Source organism: Streptomyces sp. NPDC015346 (assembly GCF_043078785.1).
Taxonomy (GTDB): Bacteria; Actinomycetota; Actinomycetes; order Streptomycetales; family Streptomycetaceae; genus Streptomyces.
Genome location: NZ_JBIBTW010000002.1, coordinates 374,947 through 391,355, shown reverse-complemented (window position 1 = coordinate 391,355; position 16,409 = coordinate 374,947). Strand labels below are relative to the sequence as shown.

Below are 16,409 nucleotides of genomic sequence, written 5' to 3'. Positions count from 1 at the left end.
GTAGGCGTGCGAGGTTTTCCTCCGGGCCCTGGCTACAGTGCTCGGGTGACCACACGACGCACCCGGGGCCCGTACGCCAAGACCGCCGCCAAGCGTCAGGAGATCCTCGACGCCGCCCTGGCCGCCTACGCCGAGGCCGGCAGCCGGGGCGTGTCCGTCCGGGACATCGCGCAGCGGGTGGGCATGACCGACGCCGGCGTCCTGCACCACTTCGGGAGCCGTGAGGCGCTGCTCACGGCGGTGATCGAGGCCCGCGACACGGCCGCGTCCGAAACGTACTCTCCCGAGACGGTCCTCTGGCGGACGGAGCTGCTGGCCCAGAACGCCGCCACGCCGGGACTGGTCAAGCTGTTCCTGGACATCGCCGCCGCCTCGGCCGACCCCGACCACCCGGGGCACGCGTTCTTCACGGAGCGTTACCGTGGCCTGAGGCTTCAGATCGCGGCACTGCTGGCCGCGGGTCCGCCGCCGGGGCTCGGCCCCGCGGGGCCGGTGGCGGACGCCGATGCCGAGTGGGCGGGCCGGATCCTGCTGGCCGCGACGGATGGGTTGCAGCTCCAGTGGCTGCTGGAGCCGTCGATCGACATGGCCGGGGACATCGGCCGGTTGCGGGACGTGCTCCTGGACGTGCTGGACAAGCAGCGGGAGCGGCAGCCGGGGCCTGCGGACACCCCCTAGTCCGGGACCCCTAGTCCGGGACCGGCGGTCTCCGCTCGATCGCCGCGTCGGCGGCGAGGGTCACGGACACCCGCGTGCCGCGTGCCGTGCGCACGATCGCGCATTCCAGGGCGTACGCGCGTACGAGCTGCAGGCCGCGGCCGCAGCACGCGGCGGCGTCGTCACCCGAGAGACGGGGGCGCCGGGGGCGCCACCTGCCGGTGTCCTGGACGTGGAGGGTGACCGTGCGGCCGGTCACGGTCAGGAGCACGGCCACGTCCTGGCTGCCGCTGTGCCGGACGACGTTGGCGACGAGCTCGGTCGCGACGACGCCGAGCGCGTCGTCCGTCTCGTCACCGAGCTCCCACGGGCGGGCCGTCTCCTGGACGAAGTGGCGCAGCAGCGGGACCGCCGCGAGGGTCGCGGGCATCACGCACAGGGCTCGTCGTTCGTCCCGAAGGCGTAGGCCGGGCCGGCGCGCGACGAGGCCGGGGGAGTGGTCGAGGGAGTGGTCGGGGGAGGTGTTCTGCGTGGGGGTGAACATGGGGGCTCCTCTGCGCCTGGGGGCGGGGCGCGGTGGTGGCTGGAAGCCAGCCGGTCGTACCACCGTAAAACCGAAAACTTTGGGTGTCTAGGTTTTGGTGGATATGGGTGCGCCCCCGACCGAGATGCCGGTCGGGGGCGCGGTTCCCCTCCTCAGGTGACAGCCGTCAGGCCGTGGGCGTCCATCGCTGGGCCGCCGTGCCCGAGCACGTGGCGAGGGCCAGCTTCGTGCCGTTCGCCGTGCCTGCCCCGACCGGGCTCAGACAGCGTCCGCCGCTGGTGATCGCCGCCTGTGCTCCGAGCTGCCACTTCTGGCCGGCCGAGCCGTCGCACGCCTGGACGGTGACGGTGCCGCCGGAGCCGTCGAGGCAGACACCGTCCTTGCCGGTCAGGGTCCCGGCGGTGGTGAAGGTCCAGCGCTGGTTCGCGCCACCGTGGCAGGTGTAGAGCGCCGGTTCCGTCCCGGGTGCCGTCGCGCTGTACGGCAGGTCCACGCACGTACCGGACGCTCCGTTCACCAGCGTCGCGTTCACCGGCGGGGGTGTGGCCCGGCCGGTGGCCGAGATCTCGGCCGCGCTGGTCCACGGGCCGCTGTCGCCGGCCTCCGTGAGGGCCTTCAGCCGCAGATAGCGGCCTGTCTTCGGCGCGAAGGTCGTCTTCTTCTCCGTGGCGGTGTCGGCCCACAGCCCGGTCGCGACCGGGCTGCCCCAGCTCGCCGTGGTATCGGAGACGTACACCTCGTACGACCCGATGTGGCCGTTGCTTCCACCGTCCTGCCGCGGCAGGTACGACAGGCTGTCCACGTCGTAGCGAGCTCCGAGGTCGATCTGGACCTCATGGGGAAGCTGCGCGGCGGTGCCGCCGGAGTAGGCGGTGTGCCACTTGGTGGCCGGGTCGCCGTCGATGGCGTGGGCGGCGGCCCCGTTCTCGGCCGACGTCTCCTGGCTGTCGGTGTACGCGATCTTCCAGGCGGCCTTGGAGAGCGGGGAACCGGACGCGGGGACCTCGGCGGCCGGGAGCAGCGTCACACCGGACGCGGTCACCGTGAAGGCCCCGGACTTCGAGCCCGTCTTGACCCACAGGGCGCCGGAGCGGTCGGCCGGGTCGAAGAACCAGCCGGTCGTGGCCGAGTCGTACGCGGCTTTCGACGTCAGCGCCGGCAGGGCCGTACCGTCGACGGTGACGCCGGTCGGCGCGCCGGCCGCGTGCACGGTGAACTCGTAACCCCGCGACGCGGGCTTGCCGTTGTACGCGCCGTTGCTCGCGCCGACGGCGATGCGGACGTCGCCGGTGCCGGAGGTGGGGGCGGTGACGTCGACCTTCTGCTTGGCGTACGCGCCGGTCTGGTACTGGCGGGTGCGCCCGTCGTCCTCGTACAGCGTGAAGGTGGACGAGCCGCGCGGGTACACGTCGTAGGTGAGCGTGGAGACCGGCTTCTCGCCGGTGTAGTTCATCTGCGGCCACATCGGCACGATTCCGCCCCCCTTCACGAACATCGGCAACCGGTCGAGCGGGGCGTCGTAGCCGTTCAGCCAGCCCGGACCGCGGTACGTCTTGCCGCTCCAGTAGTCGGTCCAGGTGCCGGCGGGCAGGTAGATGCCGTCACGCTTCGTGGTGTCCGTGACCACGGGGGCCACGAGAAGCGAGTCGCCGGACATGAACTGACCGCTCGTCTGGTTGCCGCGCGCGACCGGGTCGTTCGGGTACTCGAGGACCATGGCCCGCAGCGTCGGCGTACCGGTCTCGGTCGCCACGCGGCTCATGGAGTAGAAGTACGGCATCAGCCGCATCTTCAGCTTGAGGTACTTGCGGTTGATGGAGAGGTACGGGTCCGGGAAGCGCCAGGGCTGCTTGTCCTGGTATCCCGGCTCCGGGTTGGTCGCTCCCCAGCCGGACATCGTCATGAAGACGGGCGTCATCGCCTTCCACTGGAGGTCGCGGACGTACGTCTTGGGGCTGCCCTGGAAGATGCCGTCGACGTCGCCGGCGGCGTAGTTGAACCCCGACAGGCCCGCCCCCGTGATCGCCGGGACGTGCCAGCGCATGGCGTCCCAGTTGCCCGGCGTGTCACCGGTCCAGACGATGGCGTTGCGCTGCGTGCCGGCCCAGCCGTCGACCGTCCACACATACCGGCGGGCGTCGGAGTTCTTCTCGATGCCGTCCACGGCCTGCTGCACGCCGTCGAAGGCGAACTTGCCACCGGGACCGATCCAGGCGACGTCCGTCTTGACGCCACGGCTGCCCGCGACCCCCACCTCGGTGTCGATGTCCGCCAGGCCGGTGGAGGTCCACAGACCGGTCTGGAAGCCCTTGGCCCGCAGCCCGTCGACGACGGTCTTCAGGTCCGTGTACCCGCAGCCGTAGCCGTCGTTGGGCAGGAACCAGCCCGACGGCATGTCGGCGGCGCGGGCGTCCGTCGCGTACCCCAGGACATCCTTCGTGGTCTGGTGACGGAGGCGGTTGTGGTCGCCGGTGTAGTCGGGGTTCGAGGCGTTCCAGCAGTCGGCGTTGCCGAGCTCGAAGCCCCACATCGGCGCCAGGAACGGCTTGCCGCTCACGTCGGTGTACGCGTCGAGGACCCCCTTGAGGGAGTCGCCCACGAAGTACCAGGCGTCGAACCGGTTCTCGTTGTGCGTGAACGTGCCCGGCGCGCCGAAGCTGTACGTGCCCGGGGCCCAGGTGTTCCGCATGACGCCGTAGTTGTTGGTCGACATGAAGAACGGCGCCGGGCTCGCGTTGTGGTTCTCCAGCCACTTGTTGCTGCCGGAGATGGGTACGGTCTTGCCGCGCAGCGCCCACTCGCCGAGTCGGAGGCCGGTGCCGTAGAACTGCTCGTCCGTACCTTGGGCCAGGTACTGACTGGCCTGCGTGCCCGTCCAGGAGAGCGGCTGGGTCTCCGCCCACACCAGGGTGGAGTTGTCGGCGCGGTAGACCGAGAAGCGCAGCGGGGACTTGTTGACCCGGATGTTCAGGGCCGGGGTGGTGATGCGGTAGTACGTGCCGGCGTCCGCGACGGTCGCCGTCACGGCGCCGAAGTCGGTGTCGATCGCGAGGGCGTTGCCCGCCGGGTCGTCGGTGAAGCCGCCGTTCGGCGACAGCCAGATCCGGAAGATGTCCTGTCGGGCGACCGTGATCCGGGCCTTCGCCGCCGTCGAGGTGCTGATCGTGAAGGTGTTGCCGGTCTGGCTGACCCCCGTGGCATCACCGGCGGTCGCCGCCGCGGCCGGCGAGACCGGACCGGCGACGGAGAAGACGGCCGCGACCAGGGCCGCCACCAGGCAGAGGACGACCGGTCGCCGCCCTCTGCCCCTGATTCGTATGGAAGACCGTGCTCGCATCGCTGTCGCCTTTCGCTCGCCGACACTGCCGAGAGTGGTGCGCGACATGACAGCAGTCGCCTTTGAATGACGTCAAGTGCGTGGTTCGGACGTCTTCCAATCAAAAAGAATCAGAAGTGCGCATGAGGCATCGGCTGCGGCTTGGCGGTCACAAGTGCATAACTGAGCGGGGTTCTCAGGTGACACGAGGCGCATTCGATGCTCTAAGTTGAGCGTTACGCGCCGACTTGCTCAGTTTCGCGCGTCAATCTCTCTCTTCGTGAATCAGGCGGTAGTTGCCATGAAGCGACGTCTTTTCGCCCTGTCCACCGCCGGAATCGTCGGCGCACTCGTGCTCACGGCCTGCGGCGGCGGATCCGGCGCCTCGACCGGCGCGGACGGGGTCACCACGATCAAGTTCGTCGCGGCGGACTACGGCTCCAACGGCGACAACCCCGGCCAGGCCTACTGGCAGGACCTGATCAAGGCGTTCGAGAAGAAGAACCCGAAGATCAGGGTCGACCTCCAGGTGATCAACTGGAACGACATCGACGCCCAGGTCAAGACCATGGTCCAGAACGGGAACCAGCCGGACGTCCTCCAGACCGGCGGCTACGCGGACTTCGCCAAGAGCGGCTTGCTGTACCCCGCTCCGGAGGTGCTGTCGGTCGCCACCGAGGGCGACCTCATCCTCGCCATGGCCGATGCCGGCCGCCAGGACGGCACCGCGTACGGCATCCCGTTCGTCTCCAGTGCCCGGATGTTCCTGATCAACAACGAGCTGTTCCGGAAGGCCGGCCTGGACCCGAAGAAGCCGCCGCGGACCTGGAGCGAGGTCACCGCCGCCGCGACCGCGCTCAAGAGGGCCGGCGTCGAGGTGCCCCTCGGCGTGCCCCTCGGCAAGGAGGAGGCGCAGGCCGAGGCGTTCATCTGGATGATGGGCAACGGCGGCGGCTACCAGAACTCCAGCGGCGCGTACGCGATCAACTCCCTCGCCAACGTGGAGACGTTCACCCAGCTCAAGAAGTGGGTCGACGCGGGCCTCACGGAGAAGAGCCCGGCCGCCGTCAACCGCACCGACCTCACCAAGAACTTCGCCTCCGGCAAGGTCGGCATGCTCAACGGCTTCCCCGGCCAGCTCACGGAGCTCAAGGGCATGGACGTCACATGGACCGAGATGCCGGGAGCCGAGGAGAAGAGCCCCAGCACCCTCGGCGTGGCCGACTGGGTCATGGCCTTCAAGAAGGGCGGCCACAAGAAGGAGATCAAGGCCTTCCTCGACTTCGTCTACGCCACGGAGAACACGGTCAGGTTCGCCAAGACCTACAACCTGCTGCCCGTGACCCAGTCCGCCCGCACGGCGCTCGCGACCGACCCGGCGACAAAGGACCTGGCGCCCTTCCTCGAGATCCTGCCGACCGCGACCTTCTACCCGCTCAGCGACCCGACCTGGCCGGGCGTCTCCGCCCAGATCAAGACCCAGATCGGCAGCGCCCTCGACGACCCGCAGAAGAGCCTCGACACCCTCCAGAAGGCGGCCGAGCAGGCGGGGCGGTGACGGGCCGCGGCCGTACGTCCGAAACGAGAACGCACGTGTCCACCACCTGGTTCCGGCGCCTGGGCGCCCTGCCCTGGATCGCGCCCTCCGTCCTGCTCATCCTGGCCGTGGTCGTCTGGCCGGTCGTCGAGATGGTCCGCACCTCGCTGCGGAGGATCGACACCTCCGGCGTGGACCTGGGCCCGGCCGGACTCGACAAGTACCGCAAGCTGTTCGCCGACCCCCGGCTCCCCGACGTCCTGACCTGGACCGCCGTGTGGACCGTCGCGGTCGTCGCACTGACGATGCTGATCTCGCTCGCCCTGGCCCAGCTGTTCAACCAGCGCTTCCCCGGCCGCCGGATCACCCGCTGGGCGCTCATCGCGCCCTGGGCGGCCTCGGTCCTGATGACCGCCATCGGCTTCCGCTGGATGCTCGACCAGGTCGCCGGAGTCCTCAACCGGCTCCTCCTCGACCTCGGCCTGATCGACTCGGCCGAGGCGTGGACCGGCGACGCCGCGCACGCGAAGCCATGGCTGATCGCCGTCGCCGTCTTCGTGTCCCTCCCGTTCACCACGTACACGCTGCTCGCCGGGCTCCAGACCGTGCCCGCCGAGGTGTACGAGGCGGCCCGCGTCGACGGCGCCTCCCGCCTCCAGACGTACGGCCGGATCACGCTCCCCCTGCTGCGGCCGGCGTTCCTCGTCGCCCTGGTGATCAACCTGATCAACGTCTTCAACTCGTTCCCCGTCATCTGGGGCATGACCCAGGGCGGCCCCAACGCCGACACCGCCACCACCACGGTGTTCATGTACATGCTGCGCAGTCACGACGTGGCCGAGTCGGCCGCGCTCTCGGTGGTCAACTTCGCCGCCGTCATCGCCATGGTCCTGGTCTTCCTCAAGGTCAGCGGCTGGAAGGAGGCGGACCGATGAGCACCGCGACCCCGCGCCCGCGCCCCCGTACGAAGACCGTGCTGCTCACCGTCACGGCCTGGGCGCTGGCCGCGCTCTTCCTGCTGCCGTACGTCCAGATGGTGATCACGGCCGGGCGCCCCGCCGACGAGCTGCGCGACAACGGCTATCTGCCCTCCCGCTTCGACTGGTCCACGTTCATCCGCGTCTGGAGCGAGACCACACTCGGCCAGAACCTGTCCAACTCCCTGCTGATCGCGGCCGGTTCGACGCTGCTCGTACTCCTCGTGGCGCTGCCCGCCGCGTACTGCACGGCACGCGTCCGCTTCCGCGGACGCGGCGCCTTCCTGCTCCTCGTCCTGGTCACGCAGATGTTCCAGCCGACCGCCCTGCAGGTGGGCCTCTACCGGGAGTTCCACGCGCTCGGCATGCTGGACACGACGACCGTCCTGATGGTGGCCAACGCGGCTTTCAACCTCGCCTTCGCGGTCTGGATCATCAGCGCGTACATCGGCTCGATCCCCGTCGAGCTGGAGGAGGCCGCGATGATGGACGGCTGCGGCCGGGTGCGCGCGCTGTTCCGCGTGACCCTGCCGCTCGCCATGCCCGGCATCGTCACCGCCGTGATCTTCACCTTCATCGCGGCGTGGAACGAGTTCATCATGGGCCTGACGCTGACCACCTCACCCGAGCGGCAGCCCCTCACCGTCGGTATCAACAACATGATCGGTGCCTACAGCGTGCAGTGGAACCAGGTGTTCGCCGCGTCGCTGGTGGCCATCGTGCCGGTGATCGTGCTGTTCGCGGTCATCGAGCGCCATGTGGTGTCCGGACTGACGGCCGGTTCGGTCAAGTGACCCTGTACGCCGGCGTCCGGCTCCGCGTCCTATACGCAGTGGACGTCGACGCCCCGGGTCGTGAGCTGCTCGACCAGCTCGTCGGGGGCGTCGTGGTCGGTGACCAGGGTGTCGATCTCGGCGATCGTGCAGACCCGGGCGAACGCGCGCTGACCGAGCTTGGTGGAGTCGGCGACCACGATCACCTTCTCCGCCCGCTCGGCCATGGCGCGGTTGGCGCTGGCCTCGCCCTCGTCGTGGGTGGCGGCGCCGAAGCGCGGGTCGACGGCGTTGACGCCGAGGATGGCGTAGTCGAGCGAGAGACCCTGGAGCACCGCCGTCGCCAGCGGGCCGGTCAGTTCGTACGACTGGGGGCGGGCGACCCCGCCGGTCACCACGGTCTTCACGTACGGGCGGACCGCAAGCTCGTTGGCGATGTTCACGGCGTTGGTGACGATCGTCAGGGCGATGGACCCGCCATGCTCGGCCAGGTCGGCCCGGGTCGCCAGCTCGCGGGCGACCTCGGACGTCGTGGTGCCGCCGTTGAGTCCGACGACGGCGCCGGGCGGGATGAGCGCGGCGGCGGCACGGGCGATGCGCTGCTTCTCGTCGGCCTTGCGCGCGGTCTTGTAGCGCAGCGGCAGGTCGTAGGAGACGCCACTGAGCACGGCGCCGCCGCGGGTGCGGGTCAACAGCTGCTGACGGGCCAGCTCCTCGAGGTCGCGGCGGACGGTGGCGGGGGAGACGTCCAGCAGTTCGGAGGCCTCACCGACCTCGATGCTGCCGCGCTCGCCCAGAGCGTCGAGCAGCCGCGTCCACCGCTCGTGCGTGCCCATCACCGTTCTCCTCGTCTCGCGACATCCAGGAGCCGAGGGTATCCCGTGTCTGCTCCCGGATGATCAATCGTGCACACGCTTGCTCGGAATTGAGCAAAGCAACCATAAATAGATCACCTTCAATCACATCGACGACGAAACAAGAGCACTGGGAGCGCCATGAGCACCGCGAGGACGGCCGCACGGACGGTTATCGCCCTGGACGTCGGCGGCACCTTCATCAAGGGCGGCACCCTCACCGACGGCGCCACCACCCTCGAGCGCGCCGACCGCTGGTACACGCACGCCGACCGCGGCCCCGAAGCGGTCCTGGAGACCGTCCTGACCTGCGCTTCGACACTCCTGGAACGCTGCCCCGACGCGCACGCGGCCGGGATCGTCGTCCCCGGCATCGTCGACGAGGAATCCGGACTCGCCGTCCGCGCGGCGAACCTCGGCTGGCGCGGCGTGCCCGTCCAGGACTGGCTCGCCGAACACCTGGACCTGCCCGTCGCGTTCGGTCACGACGTCCGGGCCGGCGGACTGGCCGAGGCGCGCCTCGGCGCGGCCCGGGGCTGCGCCGACTTCCTCTTCGTCCCCGTCGGCACCGGCATCGCCGCCGCCGCCTTCAGCCGCGGCCGCCCGCTCGCCGGCGCGCACGGCCGGGCCGGCGAGCTCGGGCACGTCGTCGTCCGGCCCGGCGGCGCCCGCTGTCGCTGCGGAGGGCGCGGTTGCCTGGAGACCGTGGCGTCAGCCGCGGCCGTCGCCCGCCGTTACGCCCGAGCCACCGGCTGGCACGGCATCACAGCCCGCGATGTCCAGCGTCGCGCCGACACGGGCGACGAGGTCGCCGCCGGGATCTGGACCGAAGCGATCGAGGCGCTCGCCGACGCCCTGGCCGTCGCGGTCACGCTGTACGACCCCGAGCGCATCGTCCTCGGCGGCGGCCTCGCCCGCGCGGGCGAGGCCTACCTGGCGCCCGTGCGCGACGCCCTCGCCCGGCGTCTGACCTTCCAGGCCGTCCCGCACGTCACCGAGGCCCGGCTCGGGGAGCGGGCGGGATGCATGGGAGCGGCGCTCCTCGCGCATGACCTCGTGTCAGTCCGCTGACGTATCGTTCCCGCCACCGCACACCGACTGGGGGGACCAAGAGAAGTGACCGGCCTGTCCGCTTTCCCGCTGCCCTTTCACGCTTCCCGTTCCCTGTCGTTCGCGACACCCCGCACACTGCGGGAACTTCAGATGATGCGGTGCAGCGCACACATCCGGGCGAAGCCGGGGTGGTTCGAGAAGATGAACGATGCCGGCGTCGTCGCCAGGTGGACGCGAGAAGCGGTCGCCCAGGGCCTGACCGAAGCGCAGGTTCGGTACGTGCTCGCCGAACTCGTGCATTACGCCGCGCTGCGGGACGGGCGAACCGGCGTCGAGGTGTCCGCCGTCGACGGGGTATGGCAGTCGGACACGCTGGTCGACGACACGCTCAGAGCCCGGCTGCGCGAGGCGGTTCGGGTGCTGGAACAGATCCCCGAAGCCGAGAAGGACTGGCATCCCGGATCCGACGGCCAGGTGCTGGATCTGGTCCATCCCTCGCTGTTCTGCCTGGTGAGAGGGGTGAGCGGCGCGCCCGAGCGGGCGTGGCAGAACCCGACGGACCGCTACTCGACGTACGAATTCTCGGAGAGATTCCAGTGGCTGCCCACGGACGTCGACGTCAGTGACGACGGCGATGTCGCCTTCCGTTCCTACGTCAACAACGTCCACCCCGAGACCCATCGTGAACTGGCCGCCGTCCTGCCGGACCTGTTCGCGCGCTTCCGCCCGCTCTTTGAGAACGTGCTCACCGACCTGCGCCATCCCCGGCCCCTTCGGATCGAGGCGGATCCTTACGGCTGGTACGACTCGGAGCCCGAGTATCCGGACAAATCCTCCTACAGCGATGACGCGGCCTATGCGGAAGCCGTCCGGGCATGGGGAGCGGCCCAGGACGACTGGTGGGAAAACCGCCGCCCGGTCGTCCCGGACGCCCCGGAATTCACCCCGCCCGCGTTGCCCGACGAATCCGCCCGCGTCGACCTGCGCGGGCGCCGCCTCCAGATCATCGTCAAGCTCGCCACCATTCATCTCACCCCGGACAAGCCCGAGTACCCCGGCGGTTCCTGGCATGTCGAGGGCATGGTGAACGAGCGGATCGTCTCGACCGGCATCTACTACTGGGACAGCGAGAACATCACCGAAAGCCGGCTGAGCTTCCGGACGGCACTCGACGACCCCGACTACGAACAGAACGACGACAACGGTCTGCGTGAGGTCTACGGCCTGGAGAACGAAGACGCACTGAACCAGACGCTGGGATCGACATCGACGCCGGCGGGCCGCTGTCTGGCCTTCCCGAACATCCTGCAGCACCGCGTCGGCTCATTCCGCCTCACGGACCCCACCCGCCCGGGACATCGCAAGATCCTCGCGTTCTTCCTGGTCGACCCGTCGGAAAGGATCGTCTCGACATCCGATGTGCCCCCGCAGCAGCCATGGTCCGACACCTCGACCATGACGCTCGAACAGGCTGAGAAGTACCGCGAAGAACTCATGCGGGAGCGCAAGTTCTTCGTCGACGAACACAACGAGCAGCTCTACGAACGCGAATTCTCCCTCTGCGAGCACTGAGCCCAGGGCGGCGCCGGGCGCGCCGACGCACGTGAAGCATGGGACGTGGGCCTTGTCGAGTGTTGCGTGTACCTCACCGGTGGGTGCTGTTCAAGGTGAGCACTTGCCGGTCAAGCTGAGCGGCGTGCTCCGGATCATCACCGAAGCGCACCTCTGATCGAGTCGAGAACACGCCTTGTGCGGCCAGAGCAGCGAACGGAGAACACCCGTGATTGTCGGAGTCCTCAAGGAAGCGCGGGCAGGTGAGAGTCGCGTCGCGGCCACGCCGGCCACGATCGAGCAGATCCGCAGACTGGGGTACGACGTGGTCGTCGCCCCCGGCGCGGGGGTCGCGGCCGGATTCACCGACAGTGCCTACGAGGCCGCCGGCGCGAGCGTCGGTGACGCGGCGGCCGCGGACGTGGTGCTGGGGGTCAACGCCCCGACCCCGTCGCAGCTGGACCGGGTACGACCGGAGGCGACGGTGATCGCCCTGTTCGCGCCGGCCTTCGACCCGGCGATGGTCGAGGAGCTGGGCCGGCGTCCCTTCACGGCCCTTTCGATGGACGCCGTGCCGCGCATCAGCCGGGCGCAGTCGATGGACGTGCTGTCGTCCATGGCGAACATCGCCGGCTACCGGGCCGTCATCGAGGCCGCGCACGAGTTCGGGCGTTTCTTCACCGGCCAGGTGACCGCGGCGGGCAAGGTTCCGCCGGCGAAGGTGCTCGTCGCGGGCGCGGGCGTGGCGGGTCTGGCGGCGATCGGCGCGTCCGGCTCGCTCGGTGCGATCGTACGGGCGACCGACCCGCGACCGGAGGTGGCCGACCAGGTCCGCTCGCTGGGCGGCGAGTACCTGTCGATCGAGTCCCCCGAGGTGGAGGTCTCCAAGACCGGCTACGCCAAGGAGATGGGCGACGACTACAAGGCGCGCGAGGTCGAGCTCTACGCCGCGCAGTGCCGCGAGGTCGACATCGTCATCACCACCGCGCTGATCCCGGGCCGTCCCGCGCCGACGCTGATCACCGCGGAGATGGTGGCGACCATGAAGCCGGGTTCGGTGATCGTCGACATGGCGGCCGCCAACGGCGGCAACGTCGAGGGCACCGTGAAGGGCGAGAAGACCGTCACGGACAACGGCGTGACGATCATCGGCTACACCGATCTGGCGGGCCGGCTGCCGGCCCAGGCCTCGCAGCTGTACGGCACGAACCTGGTGAACCTGCTGAAGCTGATGACGCCCGGCAAGGACGGCCGCCTGGTCCTCGACTGGGAGGACCCGGTGCAGCGCTCGATCACCGTCGTACGCGAGGGCGAGTCGGCGTGGCCGCCCCCGCCGGTCCAGGTCTCCGCGGCCCCGGCCGCCGCGCCCGCGGCGGCCGCGAAGGAGCCGGCGCCGAAGAAGGCGCCGATGACGGCGGGGCAGAAGTTCGGCGGCGTGGCCCTCGGCGCGCTGGCGCTGTTCCTCACCGCCGCGTTCGCCCCCGCGGCGCTGCTCCCTCACGTGACGGTCTTCGTGCTCGCGATCGTGATCGGCTACTACGTGATCGGGCACGTGCACCACGCGCTGCACACGCCGCTGATGTCGGTGACGAACGCGATCTCCGGGATCATCGTCGTCGGCGCGCTCCTGCAGATCGGCCACACGAGCACGGCGGTCACGGCGCTCTCGTTCGTCGCGATCCTTCTGGCCAGTATCAACATCTTCGGCGGCTTCGCGGTGACGCGTCGCATGCTCGCCATGTTCAACCGGAGCTGACATGTCTGCGACCCTCGCCGCACAGGCGGCCTACCTTGTTGCCGCGCTGCTGTTCATCCTCGCGCTGGCAGGACTCTCCAAGCACGAGTCGGCACGGCTCGGCAACGCGTTCGGCATGCTCGGCATGGGCGTCGCGCTCGTCGCGACCGTCGTGCTCGCGCTGGCCGGCGACGTCAGCGGCGCCGGCCTCGGCCTGATGGCCGTCGCGATGCTGATCGGCGCGCTGATCGGCATCCAGCGGGCCCGCGGCGTCGAGATGACCGGGATGCCGGAACTGATCGCGCTGCTGCACTCCTTCGTCGGTCTGGCCGCCGTGCTCGTCAGCTGGAACGGCTACCTGAACGTCGAGCACGACCCGGACGGCCACGAGGCCAAGGCCCTGGACGCGCTCGGCACGCTGGGCATTCACCACGCCGAGGTGTTCATCGGCCTGTTCATCGGCGCGGTGACCTTCACCGGCTCCATCGTGGCGTACCTGAAGCTCGCCGCGAAGATCGACTCCAAGCCGCTGGTGCTGCCGGGCAAGAACGCCCTGAACCTCGGCTCGCTGGTCCTGTTCCTCGCCCTCACGGCGTGGTTCGTGATCACACCGGAGCTGTGGCTGCTGATCACCGTGACGGTCCTGGCGCTGGCCCTCGGCTGGCACCTGGTGGCCTCGATCGGCGGCGGCGACATGCCGGTCGTCGTCTCGATGCTCAACAGCTACTCCGGCTGGGCGGCGGCGGCCTCCGGCTTCCTGCTCGGCAACGATCTGCTGATCATCACCGGTGCGCTCGTCGGCTCCTCGGGTGCCTACCTCTCCTACATCATGTGCAAGGCGATGAACCGCTCGTTCCTCTCCGTGATCGCCGGCGGCTTCGGCATCGAGGCGCCGTCGGGCTCGGACGTGGACTACGGCGAGCACCAGGAGACCACCGCCCAGAGCGCCGCCGAACTCCTGGGCTCCGCCCGGTCCGTGGTCATCACGCCCGGGTACGGCATGGCCGTCGCCCAGGCGCAGTACCCGGTCGCGGAACTCACCTCGAAACTGCGCGCGAAGGGCGTCGACGTACGGTTCGGCATCCACCCCGTCGCCGGCCGGCTGCCCGGCCACATGAACGTGCTCCTCGCCGAGGCGAAGGTGCCGTACGACATCGTGCTCGAAATGGACGAGATCAACGACGACTTCGCCAAGACCGACGTCGTCCTCGTGATCGGCGCCAACGACACCGTCAACCCGGCCGGAGCGGAGGACCCCAGCAGCCCCCTCGCCGGCATGCCGGTGCTCAACGTCTGGGAGGCCGGCAAGGTCATCGTGTTCAAGCGCTCGATGGCTTCCGGATACGCGGGCGTGCAGAACCCGCTGTTCTTCCGTGAGAACACCGCGATGCTCTTCGGCGACGCGAAGGCCCGGGTGGAGGACATCGTCGGCGCCCTCTGAACCGATCCGCACCCGTACCGCCGCACGCAGCTCGGGAGCCCGCATGCACCCCTTCGATGTCGAGACCCTGACGGCGGGCCGGTGGCGCAACGGCGGAGGCTCCACGCGGGAGATCGTTTCCTGGCCGGCGGGCGCCGAGGAGTTCCAGTGGCGGGCGAGCGTGGCCGACATCGACCGGGACGGGCCGTTCTCGGCCTTTCCCGGTGTCGACCGGACGCTCACTCTCCTGTCGGGCGACGGCGTGCGGCTGACGGCCCCCGGGACGTTCGACCGGACGGCGCGCGCGGGGGAGCCGCTCGTGTTCTCCGGTGACCTGGAGTTGACCGCCGAACTGCCGGACGGGGGCCGCTGCCGGGTGCTGAACATCATGGTGCGCCGCGGCCGTCGGGCCGCTCGGGTGGACCGGGCCACCGGTCCCGTCGTGGTGCCCACCGGCCATGCCGGGGTGTTCCACGTGCTGCGCGGCCACTGGCGGACGGATGCCGAAGCGCGCCCCCTGACCGTGGGGCAGGGCCTGTGGTGGGACGGGAACGACGTCGCGCCCGGCCGGGCGGTCACACCGCTCTCGCCCGGCGCCGTCGCCCTGTGGGCGGACATCACGCCCGTGCGGTGAGTACGCCTTGCCGCCGCCCGGCGGCGGCAAGGCGCGCACACGTCCGCGCCGGCCATGAGAGACGCCCCGGAGGCCCCGCTCCCGCGGCGGGCTTCCCCCGGTCGCGACAGCCCGGAGGCGCCCCGGAAGAATTCCGGTCACGCGTGCGACGGACGCGGCCCCTCACCCCGTAGAGCAGACGGCAGAAGCCGAGCGATGGGGAGGGGACCGGGATATGGCGCGGCGGATTTCCGGACGAGTACGCAGACGGGTGGGGGTCACGGCGGTCGCCGCGGCGGCCATGGCGGCGCTGACCGGGTCACAGGCGCCCGGGCTCGCGGCGCGGGCCGTCGCGCCCCCGGCCGGCTCGGCATCGGACGCGGAGACTCCGGGGGACACGTACTACTTCAGCGAGCTGCCCCCGCTCCGGGTGCACAACCCGGTGCCGTTCCCGTCGTCGGCGCCCGCCGTGCCCGGCGCGCGCTCCGGTGCGGGCTCCGGCTTCGTCACCGAGCGCGGGGCGCTGCCCGCCACCGTCCTGGCCGCCTACCGGCGGGCCGAGGCGGCGCTCGCGCGGAGCGCCCCGGGCTGTGCCCTGCGCTGGCAACTGCTCGCCGCCGTCGGACAGGTGGAGTCGGGCCAGGCGCGGGGCGGCCGGGTGGACGCGGAGGGCACCACGTACGCGCCCATCATCGGTCCGCAGCTGAACGGCCGTGGCTTCGCCCTGATCCGGGACACCGACGGCGGCGCCTACGACGGCGACCCGGCCTACGACCACGCCGTCGGGCCCATGCAGTTCATCCCCTCGACCTGGGCCCGGTGGGGCGCCGACGGCAACGGCGACGGCCGGGCCGACCCCCACAACGTCCACGACGCGGCGCTCGCGGCGGCGCGCTACCTCTGCGCGGGCGGCCGCGACCTCTCCGTGCCCGGGGACCTCGACCGCGCGATCCTCTCCTACAACCGGTCCCGGGCGTACCTGCGGGTCGTCCTCGCCTGGTACGGCTACTACCGGGGCGGCCACCAGGTGGTTCCGGACGCGGGCGGCACCGGCTCCGGTACGGATTCCGGCACGGGTACGGGCAGCGGTACGAGTACAGGTGCGCGTACGGGCCCGCGTACCGGCGCGCCGTCACCGTCGCCCTCGCCCTCCTCGGCCGCGCCGTCGCCCACGCGCTCGCCCTCGCGACCGGCGGAACCCGAACCCCCGGCCTCGTCGTCCCCGACGCCGAAGCCCTCCCCCTCGGCGCCGAAGCCCCTTCCGTCCCGGGTCACCGTGCCCGACGTGGGGCTGCCCACCGGCGGCGTGCCGACGGAGCCGGACGGCCTCCCGGGCAACGTTTAGGCCTCACTCCCGCGTCACCCCCTCCACAACAGCC

The 16,409-nt window shown here is 70.5% G+C and carries 13 protein-coding genes; 10 read left to right on the top strand and 3 right to left on the bottom strand.

Translation table 11 applies throughout. The features are described 5' to 3' along the window. The first annotated feature begins 45 nt into the window (after nucleotides 1-45). Nucleotides 46-678 (top strand): TetR/AcrR family transcriptional regulator, encoded by a 633-nt coding sequence (locus ACF06X_RS07720; RefSeq protein ID WP_392286314.1) that lies wholly within the window; start codon nucleotides 46-48, stop codon nucleotides 676-678. 10 nt (nucleotides 679-688) lie between these two features. Here ACF06X_RS07720 and ACF06X_RS07715 read toward each other — a convergent pair whose 3' ends face one another. Beyond that, on the bottom strand, nucleotides 689-1,201 hold the full coding sequence (locus ACF06X_RS07715; protein ID WP_392286313.1) for an ATP-binding protein: 513 nt from the start codon (nucleotides 1,199-1,201) through the stop codon (nucleotides 689-691). Nucleotides 1,202-1,367: 166 nt separating this feature from the next. Further along, nucleotides 1,368-4,475: a TIM-barrel domain-containing protein gene (locus tag ACF06X_RS07710; protein WP_392286312.1), complete on the bottom strand. Its 3,108-nt coding sequence runs from the start codon at nucleotides 4,473-4,475 to the stop codon at nucleotides 1,368-1,370. 343 nt (nucleotides 4,476-4,818) lie between these two features. Here ACF06X_RS07710 and ACF06X_RS07705 point away from each other — a divergent pair, with 343 nt between their 5' ends. Genes ACF06X_RS07705 through ACF06X_RS07695 form a run of 3 tightly spaced genes read left to right on the top strand, consistent with a single transcriptional unit; the run spans nucleotide 4,819 to nucleotide 7,825 of the window. Beyond that, nucleotides 4,819-6,075, top strand: coding sequence for an extracellular solute-binding protein (locus tag ACF06X_RS07705; protein ID WP_392286311.1), 1,257 nt, complete (start codon nucleotides 4,819-4,821; stop codon nucleotides 6,073-6,075). A gap of 35 nt (nucleotides 6,076-6,110) precedes the next feature. Continuing rightward, nucleotides 6,111-6,989 (top strand): carbohydrate ABC transporter permease, encoded by an 879-nt coding sequence (locus ACF06X_RS07700; RefSeq protein WP_392286310.1) that lies wholly within the window; start codon nucleotides 6,111-6,113, stop codon nucleotides 6,987-6,989. After that, nucleotides 6,986-7,825: a carbohydrate ABC transporter permease gene (locus tag ACF06X_RS07695; RefSeq protein WP_392286309.1), complete on the top strand. Its 840-nt coding sequence runs from the start codon at nucleotides 6,986-6,988 to the stop codon at nucleotides 7,823-7,825. Before ACF06X_RS07700 ends, ACF06X_RS07695 begins: the two co-directional genes overlap by 4 nt. A gap of 29 nt (nucleotides 7,826-7,854) precedes the next feature. On the opposite strand, the gene ACF06X_RS07690 is transcribed toward ACF06X_RS07695, so the two are convergent. Further along, complete coding sequence (locus ACF06X_RS07690) at nucleotides 7,855-8,640, bottom strand: DeoR/GlpR family DNA-binding transcription regulator (RefSeq protein ID WP_392286308.1); 786 nt, start codon at nucleotides 8,638-8,640, stop codon at nucleotides 7,855-7,857. Nucleotides 8,641-8,799: 159 nt separating this feature from the next. On the opposite strand from ACF06X_RS07690, the gene ACF06X_RS07685 reads away from it, so the two are divergent. The 6 genes from ACF06X_RS07685 to ACF06X_RS07660 all read left to right on the top strand — a co-directional run bounded on the left by ACF06X_RS07685 (nucleotide 8,800) and on the right by ACF06X_RS07660 (nucleotide 16,375). Further along, nucleotides 8,800-9,729 carry an ROK family protein gene (locus tag ACF06X_RS07685; protein WP_392286307.1) on the top strand — a complete coding sequence of 310 codons (930 nt, stop codon included), beginning with the start codon at nucleotides 8,800-8,802 and terminating at the stop codon, nucleotides 9,727-9,729. Between the two features lie 45 nt (nucleotides 9,730-9,774). Continuing rightward, nucleotides 9,775-11,283, top strand: coding sequence for a DUF4246 domain-containing protein (locus ACF06X_RS07680; protein ID WP_392286306.1), 1,509 nt, complete (start codon nucleotides 9,775-9,777; stop codon nucleotides 11,281-11,283). A gap of 208 nt (nucleotides 11,284-11,491) precedes the next feature. Then, the gene (locus ACF06X_RS07675; RefSeq protein ID WP_392286305.1) at nucleotides 11,492-13,018 is read left to right on the top strand and encodes a Re/Si-specific NAD(P)(+) transhydrogenase subunit alpha; all 1,527 of its coding nucleotides are present in this window, start codon (nucleotides 11,492-11,494) and stop codon (nucleotides 13,016-13,018) included. A gap of 1 nt (nucleotide 13,019) precedes the next feature. After that, the gene (gene pntB / locus ACF06X_RS07670; protein ID WP_392286304.1) at nucleotides 13,020-14,438 is read left to right on the top strand and encodes a Re/Si-specific NAD(P)(+) transhydrogenase subunit beta; all 1,419 of its coding nucleotides are present in this window, start codon (nucleotides 13,020-13,022) and stop codon (nucleotides 14,436-14,438) included. Nucleotides 14,439-14,481: 43 nt separating this feature from the next. Further along, nucleotides 14,482-15,051: a HutD family protein gene (locus ACF06X_RS07665; protein ID WP_392286303.1), complete on the top strand. Its 570-nt coding sequence runs from the start codon at nucleotides 14,482-14,484 to the stop codon at nucleotides 15,049-15,051. Between the two features lie 250 nt (nucleotides 15,052-15,301). Next, on the top strand, nucleotides 15,302-16,375 hold the full coding sequence (locus tag ACF06X_RS07660; RefSeq protein WP_392286302.1) for a lytic transglycosylase domain-containing protein: 1,074 nt from the start codon (nucleotides 15,302-15,304) through the stop codon (nucleotides 16,373-16,375). Nucleotides 16,376-16,409: the final 34 nt, after the last annotated feature.